The sequence below is a fragment of the Psychrobacter sanguinis genome (assembly GCF_020736705.1).
Taxonomy (GTDB): domain Bacteria; phylum Pseudomonadota; class Gammaproteobacteria; order Pseudomonadales; family Moraxellaceae; genus Psychrobacter; species Psychrobacter sanguinis.
The window spans coordinates 2,849,764-2,869,435 of sequence record NZ_CP085990.1; the positions used below are offsets into that span (position 1 = coordinate 2,849,764).

A 19,672-nucleotide genomic window follows, 5' to 3' on the forward strand; every position below is an offset into this window, starting at 1 on the left:
CTATGGTAGAGAACTATCTAGCCTCTAATAAATCAATACCGGTCATTTCTTTTGGCACTTCTAAGCCCATTAAACTGAGTATAGTAGGTGCTACATCACTTAATTTACCGCCTTCACGAACAGTTACCTTCTTATCACCCACATAGATTAAAGGTACGTGTTCCGTGGTATGCTGCGTATGCACCTGACCACTCTCATAGTCCTGCATCTGCTCACAGTTGCCATGATCTGCAGTAATCAGCATATGCCCGCCTGCTTTTAATACCGCTTCGGCCACTTCACCAACTGCGACATCTAATGCTTCAACCGCTTTAACTGCGGCTTCAAAGTTACCTGTATGACCTACCATGTCACCATTGGCATAGTTCACTACCAACACATCATAGTCACCCGATTCAATGGCTTCTACTAGGTTTCTGGTCACTTCAGGGGCACTCATTTCTGGTTTTAAATCATAAGTTTCCACATCAGGTGAAGGAATCAAAATGCGAGACTCGCCTTTGAATTCATCTTCTTTGCCACCACTGAAGAAGAAAGTAACATGCGCAAACTTCTCAGTTTCAGCAATTCTTAATTGTGTTTTATCGTTATCTTGCAGATATTCACCTAACGTATTGTGAAGCGTAGTCGGCTTATAAGCAGTCGAAGTCTTCGGACTGGCCGCCAATTCATCAGAATAGTGAGTCATCATTACAAAGGCTGATAGATTTGGCTGTTTTTTACGGGCAAATCCTGAAAACTCATGGTCAGGTAAAACAAAAGCTTGGCTTAGCTCGCGTGCTCTATCTGCACGGAAATTCATAAAAATAACCGCATCATTATCATTAATGGTGGTTGGCGTTTCACCATGTTCAATCACGTTTGTTGGACTAACAAATTCATCAGTTTCACGCGATTTATAAGCTGCCTGTACAGCACCATCGGCTCGTGTGGCCATTCTTTCTGACTCACCTAATGTCAATAAATCATACGCTTTCTGTACTCTGTCCCAGCGATTGTCGCGGTCCATCGCAAAATAACGACCGATGATGCTTGCAATTTGAACATCACTTTCATAATAAGCATTCAAATTAGCTAAGTATTCTTTTAAACGTTTAATATATTTGTCTGCAGACTTAGGCGGCGTATCACGGCCATCTAAAAAACAGTGAACATACACACCTTTAGCACCATGCACTACTGCTGCATGACACATGGCTTCAATATGGTCTTGGTGAGCATGTACGCCACCGTCAGACAATAAGCCCATAATATGCAAGTTGCCTTCCGCTTCTTTGGCAGCGTCAATGGCTTCTAAAAGAGCAGGATTTTTATAAAAGTCACGGTTTTTAATATCGCGAGAGATGCGTGTTGAGTCCTGATATAATACTCGTCCCGCCCCTAAGTTCATATGCCCTACTTCTGAATTACCAAACTGTCCTTCAGGTAAGCCTACATCTTCCCCTGAGCCTGAAATCAAACCATGTGGGTAGGTACTATTTATACGGTCTAGATTAGGCGTATTGGCAGCAGCGACTGCATTGTCCTGCTTATCCTCACGATATCCAAAGCCATCTAAAATCATTAGAACATGTGGGATTTTTTTGTTTTTATCAGCTGCTACCATTTACTTTATCTCCATTTGTATTGCAATATTTACAAGAAATATCAGATTATTAAAGGTCATAAAATTAAATCAAATATACAAAACTATTAAAAATGATATAAAAATTGATTGCGTAATTCTAACACACTCGCCCGTTTAACTATAATGCAAGATTGTGAACACCTATTATATAAAGGGTTTATGCCATATAAGCTTCTGTTTATTTAACAGATTATTATTTAATTATCACCAAATTTCAGACCACATATTTTGACATCACCCCTATTTAAATAGTCAAAAAACCAAATTTTTTCATAAGTTGTTAACATTATTAACAAACTTATCTAGCATTGGGTTTGCAAGTTGTTAAAAAATTGGGTAATATTTAAATACTCTGAAGTGCTCGCCAGTAAGATGTTATTCCCTGAGCCGATAATGCACTAAATGGATGTGCTATCTATTGTTTCATTGTGTACGCCTGCACTGCTTGCAGTGACTCAGGAAACCTTAAGAAACAGTGACGCATCCGCCCTGAACTTCACGGTTCATGGGTCCCCATCTTACAGCGGCACTTCGGTTCTAATTTTTGCTATACTTGATGTAAAGCTTTTATTGGCTAACATCAAGCCTTAAAAAACCCTTTTACCTGATTGGTAAAAGGGTTTTTTATTGCCAGCTTTTTATACTTTATATAACGCTATCTGACCATTTGTTATTCATCGTTGGCCGGTTTGTCCAACTTTTTAACATCTTTGATAACAGGCTTAGCTGATCCATCGACTGTGGTGTTTTGCTTGAATACGTTGCCAAATGGGTTGGCATTTTTAGAACCGGTTTGATTACCAAATGGGTTTTGACCACCGAAAGGATTACCGCCAACGCCGCCCATACCACCAAATGGATTCTGGCCACCCATTTGACCGCCCATCTGTTTAGCCATCATTTCCATCATCTTTTGCTGATTGTTCATGACATAGTTATTGGCCATATTTTTCAGTTTCTTTTGGACCGGTGGTAGAACAACCAATAAAGCCAAAATGTCTGACAATAAACCTGGAATAAGCAATAATAGACCGCCCACTGCCATTGCAATGGTTTTGATAAGGGTATTCTCAGGCGGACGCATGGCAGGATTCATCATTCCTCCTGCTTTCATTTGCTGTGCCATCGGATTCAGAGTGGTCATACCACGGCGTATTAGGCTAAGCCCAATCACAGCGGCAACGATAAACCAGATGAACACCCACCAGCCACTGATGAACTGTGCCACCAAATACCACAGTAGCATTTCGATAATAAACCATACGATGGCTAAGCCAACTAACTGACCCATAATTGTGTCGTCCTATTTTGTTTTGAAAAATAACTAAAATTTAATATGTGTTAGATATATGGGGATGGCTTGCTATACTATCAAATCTTAAATGAATTTTGTTGAGGAATAACACTGAAATTTGATGTGACACTAGCAAAATTCACCTCTATAAAATTTATAACCCCTAGGATAATGTGAATTTTTATGGCAATAATTATTGGTATTGATCCCGGCTCCAGAATGACAGGTTATGGGATTATTCATCAAAAGGGAGACACCCTACGTTATCTAGATGCTGGTACCATTCGAACAGACACAAAAGAAATGCCAGAGCGATTGAAACGTATCTTTAATGGCATTACTCGTATTACTGAATACCATTTAAAATACTCTGATGAGCCTATTCATGCAGCGGTAGAACAAGTCTTTATGGCCGAGAACCCAGATTCTGCACTCAAATTAGGTCAAGCTCGCGGTGCAGCCATAGCGGCATTGGTGGCGTTAGATTTGGAAGTTTCTGAATATACGGCCAGACAAATTAAACAGGCTGTATGTGGTTACGGTGCTGCCGATAAGATACAAGTCCAAGAGATGGTGTGCCGTATACTTAAACTAGATGTCACCCCCCAACAAGATGCGGCTGACGGGCTGGCTTGTGCCATCTGTCATGCTCACTCAAGCCATTCTATGAATAAGCTACTGATGAACACCACGCTTCGTGGCCGAGGGGCTTCAAAGAAAAAAGGACGCTGGCGTTTGACAGAAGAAGATTTAGCGGGATTGAAATAAAATAAAGTAAAGGCAAGGCCTCGTTATTCAGCTATATAGTATTTATTTTTTAACCCTTAAATCAGCGGTAAAATACAGAATTAGGGGAGTATAAATCCTCCCCTAATTTCAATAACCCTATTTAACCACTATTTATGGGGCGACCGAACTCTCAACTATCATATCTAAGACATATACAAACTGCTTACCTTTGACATCAACAGGATCAATAGTGAAGCGCTTTAAACGCAGCACACTATCAACGCTGCTATCATGTTCGTAGCCTTCAATATCATCCACGAAGAGCTCCCACTTTCCTGAGCCTTGCTTAATACCCTGCTGATTATAATAAACTGGCCTTACCTTCAGACAAGTCTTTAAATTAGTCGCGGGACAGGTCTGCGGCTCATGATTCACCTCCCAGAATACAATGTCGCCCTGTTGCTGATATTTGGCTTCAGGTGTGACGATACCCTGCCAACGTAAACTCTCACCGGTGATTAACTGTTGGGTAAGAATGGGCGGATTAGCACTAGGCCTCACATAAGTAGAAGACGGGTTAGCTATAGATCCATTACCGGATTGAATACTGACTTTACTTTCAGTAGCCATCAGCTTACCCAATAACTTCTCTGCCTGATCTAGATCCTGACAATACATTTCAGTACTTATAACATTGCCAAGTTTTAAAGTATTGTTGGATAGCTGAAAATCAGCCCCCATACCATTACAGCCAACTGTAAACCCGATTCGTTGACGATTTTGTTTTATGTCAAAACTGAGTTGTACTTGATCTTTTATGCGATCCAAAGCTACTAGAGGCTGATTATTTTTATCGCTAGCAGCCACCAGTTGCCATTTAAAATCGGCCAATAATGAGGGCTTAATTGTTTTAGTCATACTATTATTATTGGCGCTGTCTTGCTGAGGTGCCCGAGTCTCTAAACTTTGACACCCTCCTAACAATAAACTACTAGCTATCATGGCTATAGGGAATGCTTTTAACAGAGACATATTTATCCTTCATCTTTATTTCTTTGAAAGCCAAATCGCTCATTCATTGTGTTATAAAAGCGTGCTATACCCTCTCCATGCGCAGTAGGATCAAACTTAAGAACTCGTCCAAAATCAAGGCCAATATACAAGACAATATCAGCATAACTTAATTGATTACCTACCAAGTAATCTTTGTCTTTTAAAATATTATTGAAATAAGGCAGTGCTTTTTCGGCTCTGGCGATAGACTTAGGGGCAAATTCGGGGACTTGATCAACTCGGTGCGCTTTTGAGGGATGACTGTGTTGAAAAGCGAGCATAAAATTATATAACACTTCAAATTCCGCCGCTCTTCGTATTGAGCACACTTGTGCCCGTTGTACGACATCATTACCCATCACTGAGCGTTCACCATACACCCTATCCAAATACTCACAAATGGCTTGAGAGTCATTGAGCACGGTACCATCTTCTAATACTAATACTGGTAGTAATTTTAATGGGTTAATCTTGGCGAACTCTTCGGTTAAATGCTCACCTTTTGCCATATCAATATCGATAACTTCAATGTCATCAATCTCATCTAAATTGATACCTTTGGCTTCAAGAAGAATCACTACTTTACGAGGATTGGGTGCTTTTCTAGTTAAATATAATTTTTTCATATCAAACTCCATTTGATTTAATGTAAAGGGACAAAAAGATAAAGATAGCGCCCCTTATTTCGTCTTTAATCATAACAAATCCACTGGATAACACCATAGTAATATTTGTTATTAAAATACAAAAGCCCCCATAGTCTAAGCTATGAGGGCTTTCGGTTTTATGTATCACTATTAACCTACGACTGCTTAACTGGTATCAGTTAACTGACATCGTTTATCTCGTTAAACAGTCAAAGCCATTACTTATTAGGCTGAGGTGTGGTACGTAAGTAAGGTTTGATTTCAGTGAAGCCTTTTGGATAGTCTTTTTCTGAAATATCTTCTGTTTTGATACTTGGTGGAATAATAACGTCATCCCCATCTTTCCAGTCAACAGGAGTAGCAACATTGTACTCGTCTGTTAATTGAAGGGCATCGATGGCACGAAGAATTTCATCAAAATTACGGCCAACGCTTGCTGGGTAAGTTAGAATCAAACGAACTTTCTTTTTTGGATCAATAATAAATACGCTACGTACCGTATGAGTAGTTGCAGCATTAGGATGAATCATGTCATACAATTCAGCCACTTTCTTATTTTCATCGCCAATGATTGGGAAGTTCAAAGCAGTGCCTTGAGTTTCACCAATATCGCTTGCCCATGCTTTATGATCTTCTACGTCATCTACAGAGATACAAATTGGCTTAACACCGCGCTTCTGAAACTCACCATTTAGAGCAGCAGCACGACCTAATTCAGTAGTACATACTGGGGTGAAATCAGCTGGGTGTGAGAAGAATACTACCCAGTTGTCACCTGCCCAATCATAAAAATTAATATCACCCTCAGTAGTTGGGGCGTCAAAGTTTGGAGCATCATCACCTAAACGTAAATGTGCCATATCAAAATCCTTATTTATAATTGATTTATTTAACCGCTCTCATGCACAGTAGTACTATGCAATTGATAATATACTATCAAAATAAATATATTAAAACTATGCCAGATTGTAAAAGCTTTATGCCGTTTTGGTGATTGTGTTTCAGCTTTGAATCGATAATTTTTTAACCAAAAAACCCGCCAGCAAACTGACGGGTTTAGATAAGAACAATTGTCTTTAAATGTTAACTATTTTTGGATCCATTGACGGATTTTTTCACGTTCATCTGGCGTGGCTTGTAGCCATAACTGCATAAAACGGTCTAAAGTATCAGCTTGAGCTGAGTTGCTGTTAGTGCTTACTGGTGCAATAGCGTTGCTATTAGATGACTTACCATCAGCATTGATAGCGGCGATGGCTTTTTGATTTTCCATCTGAGCATCATTACTGCCGAATAAGGAAGTAATGCTTGAGAACAAACCACCCTCTTCGATAACACCGGTAGATTTGCTAACAACTTGTGAGCCTTTCATGACTGCTAAAGTTGGGGCCTTGGCATATTGTTTGGCTTCTTCATACTTCTCTGGCTGACCTGGCATAGCCAAACGATACGTTTGATTATCTTGCATCTCTGCTGTTACTGTGACATTGCCTGAACGCAAATAATCATGCTCATCATTGCGTAAGTCATATAGACGGTCATATTTAGCAGTAATCACGTGTTTACCAGGCTGTAGGTTAAAACTTTTCTTTAAAGACTGGAAAGGACTGCTGTTCATTTGCTGACCATTAATGGCAGTAACTTTGATGTTATCATCTACGCTAAGGGTAACTTCAGCGTGAGCAAAGGTTAGGGAAAATAAGCCGATACCTGCTAAAGTTAATAATTTATTGAACATTGGCTTGTTACTTCTATCAGTCATGAGCTAGCCTTATTTTTATAAGATTATTTGAATGAGGTGAGATAAATTTAAGATAATATTAACGCTTAATGTCTAAAGGCGATACGGTTAAAAACCTCTATATAGTAATTAAAAAATTTCGTAATTAAAATAACTTATTAAAAATTCAAAGTCATATTATCGCGGTAAGCATTACTCTCTTCAGATTTCGATAAGAAATCTTCATGTGCTTCTTGATTGATATCTTCAAGCTCAGCCATTAGTGTCTGCTCATCAATCATAGCAATGGCTTGATTAATCACCGCTTTAGAAACATGAGACCGATTTAAATTAGAAAACAACGGTTGGATCACGTTTAAGATATCAAGCATGCCACCAATGCGATGTGGACCCTCATTGAGTAAATGCTCGGTAATACGTGGGTCAAACTGCCAACCTCTTCGACGCATCACTGACTCCAGCATCGCCTTTCTATCGGCTATGTCATGCCCTTCTGGCACTCTAAACGCTGGAGATTGAATCAATCGTGTCAATAAATCTGGTAATTCAAAAGGCAGCTCTGTCGCAGGTGTTTTGGCCGCAAAGATTAATTGCCCTTGTCCTTCTCGGCTACGATTTATGAGATGAAAAATGGCCTCTTGCCACTCCCTATTGCCTCGAATGGCTTCTAAATCATCAATAGCCACTAAATCGAAACTCTCAAGCGAGGCCAGCACGCCCACATCTGTATTAAGTAATTCTTTTAAAGAAAGGCAGATGGCAGATTTATCCATCTCCATATAAGATTCGCAGATAGCCGAAAGCAGGTGAGTTTTGCCAGTAGCGGCACTACCATAGATATACATCTGTCCAATTAAGCCAACATGCAGTTGACGAACAGCATCGATTAAAGTCGACCAGCCCGGCCCCGAAAAATCGCTCAGGCTAGCATCTCTCCTTACTTCCAGATTTAAACTTAATTGATTTGTCATCAGGCTAGTATCTCGGCTCGACATAACTTTATAACGCTTATTTATATCACAATTTTAGGAACAATAATATGACATTAGCCTTTAATAAGCCAGTAAACCTCATCAAACGCTACGTATCATCCCATAAAAAAAGCCTCAACAGATTAATCTCTCCCTGTTGAGGCCTCTAAATCTGCTCTACCTTTAATCAAAAAGCTTATATTGTTTTCTACCTTTGTACCAATCCGTCTGCTTATAAGCCTCATAAGCATGATGGAACAATACATTAATAATGGCTGAAACCGGTAAAGCAATTAACATACCTACGAAGCCCATTAAGCTGGCACCCGCTAGTACGGCAAAGATAACCCACAATGGAGATAGTCCAATTTTATCACCCAATAATAGGGGCTGTAACACATAACCCTCTACTGCTTGCCCTACCATAAAGGCACCTGCGATAAGGCCTAGCTGTAACCAGTCCATACCGAACTGGAAGATACCAGCGATGATAGCGGCAATAAAACCAATACCGAAGCCAAGATAAGGCACAAAACTGGCTATACCTGCCACCATACCAATAATTAATCCAAGCTCTAATCCAATCAGTTGTAATTGTACGGCATAGACCACGCCCAATAAAATCATGACTAGCAGCTGACCTTTAATAAAAGCCATTAGTGCTTTATCACAGTCACGCGCAATTTCAATAATTTTGCTGGCGCTAGCGGCAGGTAAGGCCTGTTTCCAAGTTTCTAAACGCTTATCCCAGTTGAATAAGAAATAGAAGGTTAAAATAGGGACCAACACTACCAGACCGGTATTATTAATAACGGCAAGCCCTGAGTTCATGATATAAACTAAAAATGACTGAGCATCTGCCACATTATAGTTTTTATTGAAATACTCCATCAAAGTTTCTGAGACGATTTGCGACTCTAATGGGGGTAGATTAAAGCGGCTATTGTCATTGACCCATATGCGAATATCATTATTGTACCACTCCACTAATTTGGGCAAATATTCCCAAGCGGATTGAATTTGAGTCCATAAAGTGGGTAATAACCACCATAACAGTACAGATAACCCGAATATCAAGGCACCATAAACCAGTATAATAGATAGCCAACGTGGCATAATACGGGCCAAACGCGCAACAATAGGATTAAGAAGATAAGCAATAATAAAAGCGCTTAGAAAAGGGATAATTACGGGAAAAAGCATATATAGTAACCATAGCCCAATGCCCATGGCCACAACCACGAATAATCGTTTAAAAAACGGGTCAACTCTACCAACTTGCATACACAATCTTCTCTTAATAAAAGGCCTAATGTAATGTGACTAATAATTTATTTTCTAACACATTACATCATATCTGAAAGATAAGTTAATAATTTAAATACAAAGACAAAATTCATCCTATAATAATCCACAACTACGTAATCATTAACTGAATTTTAGTCATTTTTTGTTTTTATCGATAATTAATGACGGTTAAATTTTGCCAGCCTTGTGTTTTTGCGTATAATGCCCTCAGATAATCGTTATTTACAAACTTTGCTGTTACAGACAGGCTGTTATAGATAATCCAGGCTGCTATAGGTAATTTAAGAAAGTAATTAAAACCGGTTATCTTTTATGTTGATTTCCTATCATTTTATTCCCACATTCGCTTATTAAGGTCTGCTGCTACCATGAGCCATCCAAATTCTAATGCATCTGCTAACTCGTCAACTCAAGATAAGCCAACTTCACTTAGCTACAAAGACGCTGGTGTAGATATTGATGCAGGTGATGCCCTAGTACAACGCATTAAATCTGTTGCTAAATCAACCACTCGTCCAGAAGTTGTCGGTGGCCTTGGTGGATTTGGCGCTTTATGCCGTATTCCAACAGGCTATAAGTCGCCTTTATTAGTCTCAGGAACAGATGGTGTGGGCACTAAGCTTAAGCTTGCGCTCCAATTAGACCGTCATGACACTATCGGTATCGACTTAGTGGCTATGTGTGTTAACGACCTATTGGTATGTGGTGCTGAGCCGTTATTCTTCTTAGATTACTATGCCACTGGTAAGTTAGATGTCGATACTGCAGCCTCAGTTGTGGGCGGTATCGGTGAAGGCTGTAAACAGTCTAATTGCGCACTAATCGGTGGTGAAACTGCTGAAATGCCAGGCATGTATCAAGATGAAGACTATGATTTAGCCGGATTCTGTGTGGGCGTGGTTGAAGAGTCTGAAGTTATTACAGGCGACAATGTTGCTGAAGGTGATGTGCTTATTGGTATTGCTTCAAGTGGCGCACACTCAAACGGCTACTCATTAGTTCGTAAAGTTATTGAAGTAAGCGGTGTGGATATTGCTAATTCTGAGGAAACTTTAGATGGTCAGCCTATTGCTGATGCGCTAATGGCCCCTACCAAAATCTACGTCAAATCTATTCAAGCGTTACAAAAAGCACTAGGGAACAGTCAACTTCATGCTATGTCTCATATCACGGGCGGCGGTTTCACTGAAAACTTACCTCGCGTATTGCCAGAAACTTTAGCTGCTAAAATCGATACTCAAAGCTGGGAAATGCCTGAGTTATTCCAGTGGCTACAGAAGCACGGTAACATTGAGCAGTCTGAGATGTACCGTACCTTTAACTGTGGTGTGGGCTTCGTAGTTGTGGTTCCCGCAGAAGTGGCTGAGCAAGCTATAACCATATTGAATGAAGCGGGTGAAAAAGCTTTCAGATTTGGTGAAATTATCACTCGTACTGACGATGCGGTGGTATATTCATAATATGTCTGCCATACAATCATTGTCTACGAAACCACTGAAGGTTGCTGTTTTAGTCTCAGGAAGCGGCAGCAACCTTCAGGTACTTATTGATGCCATGACATCAGGTAGCTTGCCTATCGAGATTGTCGGTGTGATTAGTAACGTCAAAGAAGCTTATGCAGTGACTCGTGCTGAGCAAGCGGGTATTGCTACTGCTGTGTTTTCTCATATCACTGAAGGCGAAAATGCTGGCAAGCGCATGGGTATCAAAACCTTTGAGCGTCATGCTAGCGCCCAGCTGACTGAGTGGCAACCTGATTTAATAGTATTGGCAGGGTTCATGCGGGTCCTAAGTGCTGACTTTATCAGTGCAGCACCGGCACCGATGATTAACTTGCACCCTTCTCTACTGCCTAAGTACAAAGGATTAGATACTCACGCCCGCGTACTAGAATCTGATGATATTCATCATGGCTGTAGCGTCCATGTGGTGACCGCTGAGCTAGATGCCGGACAAGTGTTGGCACAGGCTTTATTGGCAATTAAACCTGAAGAAACTGCTGAGGCCCTACAAGCTCGAGTACAAAAGTTAGAACATCAAATACTGCCTTGGACTATTTTACTCATTGCTCAGGGCGTATTGGATCTTGAGAACTTACCGTCTCATGAAAATGCCAACTGCTTACCTGCGCTTCCTTATCAGCTATGGCTTGACAGTTAAAAAGTTTTTACTATCTAATAGTTTAGCTTTAATAGTTTTAATATCCTTAATCGCTATTACCAATAAAAAGCCCAAGATTAGTCTTGGGCTTTTTCGTGTGTCATGAATATTAAAAGTCAGTCTTGAATGGCCTTTAGTATTTGCTTTTTTAAAATAAGATACTGTTGACTGTCCAAAAACCCCTCCTCTTTGGGTATCTCAAAATGCTCAGTGAAATGGGCGGGTGTCCCCTTTAGCACATACAAGTGATTGGACAAATAAATGGCCTCATCTATGTCATGGGTAATAATCAGACAAGTTAAGCCTAGTCTTTTTTGTAGCTTACTAAACCAATGATACATTTCATCTTTGGTGACGAAATCCAGTGCTGAAAAAGGCTCATCAAGCAGCATAATTGGGTTGTCACTTAGATAAGTTCTCAACAACGCGGCACGTTGACGTTGACCCCCGGAGAGCGTTTGTGGGTATTGATGCTCTAGACCTTGCAGCCCAAAACTGGGCAATTGCGGATTTACAATATCTGCAATTTTTGCCTTACTGTATCCTTTTAAGGTTAGCGGCAGAGCAATGTTATCAAACACTGTTTTAAAAGGCAGCAGCAGGTCTTTTTGTAGCATATAGCCTACCGTTCCTGCCTGCCCTGTGGTTTCCACACCATTAATCCAGACTTCACCAGCCGTTGGAGTCAGCAGTCCTGCAGCAATATTAAATAATGTGGTTTTACCCACACCACTGGCCCCGACAATACTTACCACATCATTTTCAGCAATCGCCATATTCAAATTCTCAAATATAGGCTTTTGGTCAAAGGCATGGGTGATTGCTTTTAAAACAAGTAGCTTATCCATTATTCATAGCGCTCACATTATAGACGACTGGGTTAGAACCCATAGACACCATCTGCTCTAACTTTAAAACTCATTATTTAGATTATAAATAATCGTTAGTGACACCTGCTTGAGGCGGTAATGGCTTTTCAATAAGACCTTGCTTATAAACCCAATCATAGAATCTGTCCCAACGATTATAATCAAACTTACCCCATTCGCCATTGTCATCCAAATATTGGGTAGAGATATACTTCTGACTGGCTAAGGCCAATTCTTTATTGGTCTCTGGCGCATACTTCACTAAAATATCTGCACTTTCTTCAGGATTTTTGGCTGCATACAAATAGCCTTTTTTCATGGCAGCTAAGGTTTTCTTAACCAACTCTGGATTGGTTTCCAATAACTTATTATTGGTAATAATAACCGGGGCATAATAATCGAAAATGGGTTCATAATCTCTCAGAAAGAAGAAGTTAGTTTCCACATCTTGCATCTTGGCATGGATACCGTCCCAACCGTAATAAGCTAAGATATAATCAAACTGGTTCATACGTAACGCTACAGTCGCATCGGTAGCCTCGCCTGGAATTTTAACCAATTTATCACCTACAACGTGTGCCACAGTGGCATCATCAATGGGATCTTCCCAAGTTGAATAACGCTTGCCATTTAAATCTTTCGGTGACTTAGCTCCCAGTGACTTTAGCGACAATAGGCCTGCTGGGTTATGCTGCAAAATAGCTGCAACTGCTGTAATTGGCACCCCTTTCTCAAGCCTACTGGTCATATTTGGTTGGAAATAAATACCAAAATCAGCTCGATTATTGGCCACTAAGGTTGAGGCACTGTCCTCACTTGGCTGAACTATTTTTACATTTAAGCCCTGCTCTTTAAAATAGCCCTTCTCCTGTGCCACATAAAGACCGGTGTGATTGGTATTCGGTACCCAGTCCAAAGAAACCATGACGTCAGTTAGCTTATTATTCTCAGCCTTCGAATCGACCTTCGAGTCCTCTTTAGGCTGGCAAGCCATTAGACTTATTACCATCCCCATAAGTAGCAACAGTAATACCACTGAGTAGCTATGACCCGCCTTAAACCGATTTATACTAGAAATTGACACAATAAATCCTCGATAAAAAATAAATTTATAAATAGTTATGTCTTAGCACTCTTCTTTCTAACCATTTAACAAACCCAATGAGTAAAATAGTTAAGAAACTAATCAAAAAAATCACCGCAAACATACTGTCTAAATCATAAGACTTACGCACTCGTGTCATGTACACCCCTAGTCCATAATAGCCGCCAAGCCATTCAGCAATTACGGCCGATATTAAAGCATACGACAGTGCTACTTTTAGCCCAGTAAAAAAAGATCCCATCGCTGAGGGTATTTTCAAATGACGGTATAGCTGATATTTTGACGCTTTTATTGATTTAAACAGATTCAAATGCTCGCGACTCACCGACTGATAGCCATCTACCAGAGCAATGGTAATAGGAAAGAATACCGCCAAAATCACTAAAACCACTTTGGGCGTGATGCCATAGCCCAACCAAATAATAAGCAGCGGAGCAATAGCAATTGTAGGAATGGTCTGGTTCAATAAAATTATCGGGTAAATAAGCTCCTTCACCGTCTTTGACAAATCCATACATATGGATAGTACGAAGCTGATAACAAGGCCAATGGTAGTACCAATAAACGCAGTGATTAACGTATATTTAGCATGTTGCATTAACAAAGGAAAGTCGTCAATAAAGGCCTCAACAATCTGTAATGGTGATGGCAATAAATAATCGGGTATAAATTGCATTGACACACAAATCTGCCAGATAGCTAATATCAAAATCACTAAAATATGACTTTTAATAAGGCTAATAACTTGCCTGCTTACTTGGGGCCGTTTTTGGTTGCTTGTCATCATTAAAGGTCTCAAAAAAGCTTAGGGTCATTTACGACTATCAACAGAGTAATGATTAGAATTCTAGCAAAATAATCAAGCCGATGGCTCACTTTAAATTTTTTATTACTCTGTATCTAAATACTTTAGGGGTAGTTTAGGATTTAAAGTCTTTATATTCATTTTGCTATTCACTATATATCAATACCACTAACACGAAAAAAGCCCTTGGTAATTACTTACCAAGGGCTTTCATTTATGACAGAAAAACTTACAAGTTAACTGCCATAAATTTTTATCCTACTCAAAGCTTATACAGGGATCAAAGCTTACGCAGGGGCTTTACCTACCACATGTAATGCTTTGATGTTAATAAACTCTTTGATACCAAAGCCGCCATGTTCACGGCCAAAGCCTGAGTCTTTAACACCACCAAATGGTAGGCCTGGCTGTACCAAACTATAACCATTGATATAAATCATACCGGTGTCAAAATATTTAGTTGCCAAACGAATTGCTTTGTCTTCATCTTTAGAGAATACACCACCGCCTAAACCATAACGGCTGTCATTGGCAATACGGAAAGCATCTTTTTCATCTTTGGCACGAATTAACGAAGCAACAGGGCCGAATAGCTCGTCTTTATAGGCAGGTTGATCTTCAGAAATATTTTCCAAAATAACTAAAGGCTGATAAGCGCCCTCTTTAGGTAGGCTATCATCTACATCACTGCTATAGGCAACTTTAGCACCCTTGTCGATACTTTCTTGCACTTGTTTTTGTAAGGTCTCGCGTTGCTGAGTACTAGACATAGGACCTACATCTGTCGTCTCCTGCATAGGGTCACCTACTTTATAGCCTTTGAACTTCTCAATAAGCAGTTCACGGAACTCGTCATAAACTGAGTCCACGACAATAAAACGTTTAGCGGCAACACAAGTTTCACCATTATTGTACAGTCGAGCATGAGCACAAGTCGTCGCAGCCAATTCTAAGTCGGCATCTTCTAATACGATAAACGCATCGTTTGAACCCAGTTCCATCACCGTTTTCTTCAGAACTTTAGCCGCTTGTTGAGCAACCACAGCCCCTGCTTTATCACTACCCGTTAGCGTCACACCACGAATTTTGTTATTGGCAATTATTTGCTCTGATTGGTCATGGCTAATAATTAAAGTTCTAAATAGATCATTTGGTAAATCAGACTCATGTAGAATCTTTTCAATTAATAGACCAGAACCTGTTACGTTAGCCGCATGCTTCAATAAAATAGCATTACCCGCCATTAAGTTAGCGATGGTATAGCGGAAAACCTGATAGGCAGGATAGTTCCAAGGCTGAATACCATAGATAATACCAATTGGCTGATAAGTGATAATACCTTTTTCAAGACCTTCAAGATCACGCTCATCATCTGCTAATGCAGCGACGCCATTAGCGGCCGTATAATCACAAATGCTCTTACAAAGATCTACTTCTTGTAGGCTATGCTCGTAAGTCTTACCACGCTCCTCAGTCATTAAGCGAGCCAAATCTTCTTTATGCTCAATTAGTTTATCACCAATTGAAGTAATCACTTTAGCTCTCTCTTCATGCGAGGTTTCGCGCCATTGTAAAAAGGCTTGATGAGAGGCTTCAATAATTTTATTAACCTCCGCATCACTCATATAATTATATGATTTGATTTCTTTACCTGTTGCTGGGTTTATAGTTGTTATATCTGACATATTGTTATCCTTATAGCTTGTGCTATTTATCGTATTTGAGTTTTTGTTATCTATCTTTCAATACACTCTATCAATACGCTGCTCTATGCGCCTTTAAGGCACTTATTACAGTACTGGTTAAAGTGCCAGTCTTGCTAAAATCTTTGTTCTTCCTTATTGGCTTAATCTTTTAATACTCCACTCCACTTAAAGAGTGGTTGCCAACTTAGAGATTAATAGCATAACAGGTGCAGACGCTCTAACCTTTGTACGGATGTAAATAACTGTCATCGATATGTTAAAACAACTTAACGGATAATCCCTTGATTTAATTAGAATAAATGACTAATCATTGGGATTTCATCTTCATTGGTTTCTTCATCCGCCACAACTTGACGTGCCACATGCATAATCAACTGACGTAACCATCTATGTGCTGGGTGATGTTGCAATAAAGGTGACCAAGCCATGGTCAGCTCAAATTCTGGAATAAAAAACGGTGGCTCTTTGAGTACAATACTATCGTTATTGGCCTGCATACGTGCTACACGTGTTGGTAAAGTCGCAATCAAGTCTTTGTTAGCGGCTAACATGGCGGGCATCTGATAATGGCGGGTAAAGACACTGATTTGACGTTTTTGACCCAAACGTTGCAACGCCTGATCAATAGAGCCTAGACCACCTGATTTATCAGGGTTTACCCCAAAACCTACGCCCATGCCTGTTTTAGACACCCAAACATGTTGTGCTTTAAGGTAGTTTTTTAAATTAAAGCGATTAACGTAAGGACTTTCGGCTGACAACAAACAACTGAACGTATCTCTCCATACCAAAACTTGGTGGAAGCTCTGCGGAATCTCATTGAATCGGTTAATGGCCAAGTCAACTCTTCCCTGCTCCATGTCACGATAGGACACATCTGAAGGTGTCAAAAAGTCCAAAATAACATTTGGTGCTTCCGAGCGTAATGCCTTAACCAAGCGCGGAACTAAAGTAGCTTCGGCATAGTCAGACGTCATGATTCTAAATACACGTGAGGTGGTATAAGGTCTGAATTCAGTACGGGGTTCTAACAACTGGCTCAGCTCCGCTAAAATTTCACGGACTCGAGGTTGTAGCTCTAATGCGCGTTCTGTCGGTGTCATTCCTTCAGAAGAACGCACCAATAAAGGATCATTAAACAGCTTACGTAAACGGCGTAGGATATTACTCATAGCAGGCTGAGTGATTCCTAACTGTTCAGCAGCGCGAGTAACATTTTTTTCACGCAATAGCACGTCTAAATTGACCAATAAATTTAAATCGACCCTTTGTAAATTCATAAAACTCTCTGTAATTTGTACCGCAACAATGGCTCTATGTTAAACAACTGCTAAGTTTGATTCTGCGCTAATGGGAAATAAAAGTCATAGCAAAGAAACAAAACTCACAAAATATTAAAAATTATTGGTAATCAGTTTATTAACGCTATAGAACTTCGAGCGAGTGATTTTTAACAATAAAAATAATTGGATGACTGGATAAATCTATTACTTTAATAATCGTTGAATTATTTTGGTAAGCATTTAAAGGCGTTATTAAAAGGTTGACTAAGTTTGGTACCTAACCCTGATTCAATCACACTCAAACCTTTCCTGTTTTAAGTGGTTATGCTCCCAAAAAAAGACCATAAACAGCCCCCAAGCCTTTCTATCTATTGTACTATAATTTAAATAAATACCCAAGATAACCTTCATAAACTAGATAAATTCAGGTAATGTGGTTATAGTGATTAGCAAGTGTTAAGGGCAAGTGTTATTACACTACAATTTAAGTCAATCTGAATTGACCTTTTGGAAGATTGTAAGACTGGCTTTAGAAACAAACATTTACAACAAATTAAACTATATATTGAGGTTATTGCTAACTTAGTCTTGACCTCGTATTAGAAAGTGAATTAAATAAAAACTTCTTTAGTTTTAAACATAAACAAAATAATAGAAGCATTTATTTCACCTCACCCATCCTCAATCAAGGAGACAATTGATGTCAACTTATAAATCAGCTATTGACCATATCCGTGAAATTAAAGCAAAACATGGCAACTGGCAGAATATCAGCGAAACTGATGCTGCACGTATGATGGTTCAAAACCGTTTTAAAACTGGTCTTGATATCGCTAAATATACTGCTGCTATTATGCGTAAAGATATGGCAGAGTATGATGCAGACACTTCTAAGTACACTCAGTCTCTAGGTGCATGGCATGGTTTCGTTGCACAACAAACTATGTACGCTAAGAAAAAGTACTTCGGTACTACTGCTAAAACTTACATCTACCTATCAGGTTGGATGGTAGCAGCACTTCGTTCAGAGCTTGGTCCATTACCTGACCAATCAATGCACGAAAAAACAACTGTACCTCAATTGATTGAAGAGATCTATACGTTCTTACGTCAAGCTGATGCTAAAGTATTAAACGACTACTTCCGTGAGCTAAATGCTGCTAAAGAAGCTGGTCAAGATACTACTGAAATCGAAGAAAAAATCAATAACTTTGATTCACACGTTGTACCAATTATTGCTGATATCGACGCAGGTTTCGGTAACGAAGAAGCGACTTACCTTTTAACTAAAGCAATGATTGAAGCCGGTGCTTGTGCTATCCAAGTTGAAAACCAAGTATCAGACGCTAAACAGTGTGGTCACCAAGCTGGTAAAGTAACTGTACCGCATGAAGACTTCATCTCTAAGCTAAACGCTATTCGTTATGCTTTCCTAGAGCTTGGTGTTGACGACGGTGTTATCGTTGCTCGTACTGACTCTGAAGGTGCATCATTAACTCAGAAGATCCCAGTATCTGAAGAGCCCGGTGATTTAGCTTCTCAATACATTGACTTCATCGACGTTGAAGAAATCGATATCGCTGATGCTAAAGAAAACGACGTGCTATTGAAGCGTGACGGTAAACTAGTTCGCCCAGTTCGTCTAGCTAACGGTCTATATCAATTCCGCGAAGAAACTAACATTGACCGTGTTGTACTTGACTGTGTAACTGCTCTAGAAAACGGTGCTGATCTACTATGGATCGAAACACCTACTCCAGATGTTGAACACATCAAAATGATGGTTGATCGTATTAAAGAGAAGCAACCAAAAGCTAAGCTTGTATACAACAACAGCCCATCATTCAACTGGACTCTAAACTTCCGTAAGCAAATTATCGCTAAGTGGGAAGAAGAAGGTAAAGATGTATCAGCATACGATAAGAACAACTTAATGAGTGCTGATTATGATGGTACTGATTTAGACGCTGCTGCTGACGAAGCTGCTCGTAACTTCCAACGTGATGCGTCACGTGAAGCGGGTGTATTCCATCACTTAATCACTCTACCTACTTACCACACTACAGCACTTAGCGTTCACGAACTTGCTAAAGGCTACTTTGGTGAAGATGGTATGCTTGCTTATGCTGCTGGCGTACAACGTAAAGAAATCCGTGAAGGTATCTCTTGCGTTAAGCACCAAGCAATGGCTGGTTCAGACTTAGGTGATGATCACAAAGAAATTTTCTCTGGTGATATGGCACTTAAAGCTGGTGGCGAGAAAAACACAATGAACCAGTTCTAAGACCTCTTTATAAAAGAAGCTTAGTACTATCATTAAAAAAACGCTCTAACTTCGGTTAGGGCGTTTTTTTGTGTCTTTAAAATAACTGTT

The 19,672-nt window shown here is 39.8% G+C and carries 17 protein-coding genes and 1 other RNA gene; 5 read left to right on the forward strand and 13 right to left on the reverse strand.

The genetic code is table 11. The annotated features are described in order from the left end of the window. Positions 1 to 13 precede the first annotated feature (13 nt). Complete coding sequence (gene gpmI / locus LK453_RS11980; RefSeq protein WP_007393654.1) at positions 14 to 1,606, reverse strand: 2,3-bisphosphoglycerate-independent phosphoglycerate mutase; 1,593 nt, start codon at positions 1,604 to 1,606, stop codon at positions 14 to 16. Between the two features lie 367 nt (positions 1,607 to 1,973). Between gpmI and ssrS the strand changes: the two genes are divergently transcribed. Continuing rightward, a non-coding RNA gene (gene ssrS / locus LK453_RS11985) (6S RNA) lies at positions 1,974 to 2,166 on the forward strand. A 131-nt stretch (positions 2,167 to 2,297) separates the two neighbouring features. On the opposite strand, the gene LK453_RS11990 is transcribed toward ssrS, so the two are convergent. Then, positions 2,298 to 2,918, reverse strand: a complete 621-nt coding sequence (locus LK453_RS11990) for an FxsA family protein (protein WP_007393655.1) — start codon at positions 2,916 to 2,918, stop codon at positions 2,298 to 2,300. 186 nt (positions 2,919 to 3,104) lie between these two features. On the opposite strand from LK453_RS11990, the gene ruvC reads away from it, so the two are divergent. After that, a complete protein-coding gene (gene ruvC, locus LK453_RS11995; RefSeq protein ID WP_007393656.1) occupies positions 3,105 to 3,689 on the forward strand; it encodes a crossover junction endodeoxyribonuclease RuvC in 585 nt (194 codons plus the stop codon). 132 nt (positions 3,690 to 3,821) lie between these two features. Here the strand turns inward: ruvC and LK453_RS12000 are convergent, their stop codons facing one another. The 6 genes from LK453_RS12000 to LK453_RS12025 all read right to left on the reverse strand — a co-directional run bounded on the left by LK453_RS12000 (position 3,822) and on the right by LK453_RS12025 (position 9,346). Then, entirely contained in the window at positions 3,822 to 4,682 is an 861-nt protein-coding gene (locus LK453_RS12000; RefSeq protein WP_201535850.1) for an META domain-containing protein, read from the reverse strand. 2 nt (positions 4,683 to 4,684) lie between these two features. Then, positions 4,685 to 5,329 carry a glutathione S-transferase family protein gene (locus LK453_RS12005; protein WP_201527189.1) on the reverse strand — a complete coding sequence of 215 codons (645 nt, stop codon included), beginning with the start codon at positions 5,327 to 5,329 and terminating at the stop codon, positions 4,685 to 4,687. Between the two features lie 239 nt (positions 5,330 to 5,568). Next, entirely contained in the window at positions 5,569 to 6,210 is a 642-nt protein-coding gene (locus tag LK453_RS12010) for a peroxiredoxin (RefSeq protein ID WP_007393659.1), read from the reverse strand. A gap of 227 nt (positions 6,211 to 6,437) precedes the next feature. Next, positions 6,438 to 7,088, reverse strand: coding sequence for a DUF2057 domain-containing protein (locus tag LK453_RS12015; protein ID WP_379652734.1), 651 nt, complete (start codon positions 7,086 to 7,088; stop codon positions 6,438 to 6,440). A gap of 161 nt (positions 7,089 to 7,249) precedes the next feature. Next, positions 7,250 to 8,062: a DnaA regulatory inactivator Hda gene (gene hda, locus LK453_RS12020; protein WP_201527187.1), complete on the reverse strand. Its 813-nt coding sequence runs from the start codon at positions 8,060 to 8,062 to the stop codon at positions 7,250 to 7,252. 183 nt (positions 8,063 to 8,245) lie between these two features. Beyond that, complete coding sequence (locus tag LK453_RS12025) at positions 8,246 to 9,346, reverse strand: AI-2E family transporter (RefSeq protein ID WP_201527186.1); 1,101 nt, start codon at positions 9,344 to 9,346, stop codon at positions 8,246 to 8,248. A gap of 392 nt (positions 9,347 to 9,738) precedes the next feature. Here LK453_RS12025 and purM point away from each other — a divergent pair, with 392 nt between their 5' ends. After that, on the forward strand, positions 9,739 to 10,830 hold the full coding sequence (purM, locus tag LK453_RS12030) for a phosphoribosylformylglycinamidine cyclo-ligase (RefSeq protein WP_201527185.1): 1,092 nt from the start codon (positions 9,739 to 9,741) through the stop codon (positions 10,828 to 10,830). 1 nt (position 10,831) lies between these two features. Further along, a complete protein-coding gene (gene purN, locus LK453_RS12035) occupies positions 10,832 to 11,530 on the forward strand; it encodes a phosphoribosylglycinamide formyltransferase (protein ID WP_227673739.1) in 699 nt (232 codons plus the stop codon). Between the two features lie 116 nt (positions 11,531 to 11,646). Here purN and LK453_RS12040 read toward each other — a convergent pair whose 3' ends face one another. The 5 genes from LK453_RS12040 to LK453_RS12060 form a co-directional block, all read right to left on the reverse strand. Then, positions 11,647 to 12,378: an ABC transporter ATP-binding protein gene (locus LK453_RS12040; RefSeq protein WP_201535846.1), complete on the reverse strand. Its 732-nt coding sequence runs from the start codon at positions 12,376 to 12,378 to the stop codon at positions 11,647 to 11,649. Between the two features lie 82 nt (positions 12,379 to 12,460). Then, positions 12,461 to 13,414 (reverse strand): ABC transporter substrate-binding protein, encoded by a 954-nt coding sequence (locus LK453_RS12045; RefSeq protein WP_201527510.1) that lies wholly within the window; start codon positions 13,412 to 13,414, stop codon positions 12,461 to 12,463. Between the two features lie 94 nt (positions 13,415 to 13,508). Beyond that, positions 13,509 to 14,288, reverse strand: coding sequence for an ABC transporter permease (locus LK453_RS12050; RefSeq protein WP_201541638.1), 780 nt, complete (start codon positions 14,286 to 14,288; stop codon positions 13,509 to 13,511). Positions 14,289 to 14,596: 308 nt separating this feature from the next. Next, positions 14,597 to 15,994: an NAD-dependent succinate-semialdehyde dehydrogenase gene (locus LK453_RS12055; protein ID WP_201527182.1), complete on the reverse strand. Its 1,398-nt coding sequence runs from the start codon at positions 15,992 to 15,994 to the stop codon at positions 14,597 to 14,599. A 311-nt stretch (positions 15,995 to 16,305) separates the two neighbouring features. Next, positions 16,306 to 17,295, reverse strand: coding sequence for a LysR family transcriptional regulator (locus tag LK453_RS12060; protein ID WP_007393670.1), 990 nt, complete (start codon positions 17,293 to 17,295; stop codon positions 16,306 to 16,308). Positions 17,296 to 17,998: 703 nt separating this feature from the next. On the opposite strand from LK453_RS12060, the gene LK453_RS12065 reads away from it, so the two are divergent. Beyond that, on the forward strand, positions 17,999 to 19,582 hold the full coding sequence (locus LK453_RS12065) for an isocitrate lyase (RefSeq protein ID WP_201527173.1): 1,584 nt from the start codon (positions 17,999 to 18,001) through the stop codon (positions 19,580 to 19,582). Positions 19,583 to 19,672 lie beyond the last annotated feature (90 nt).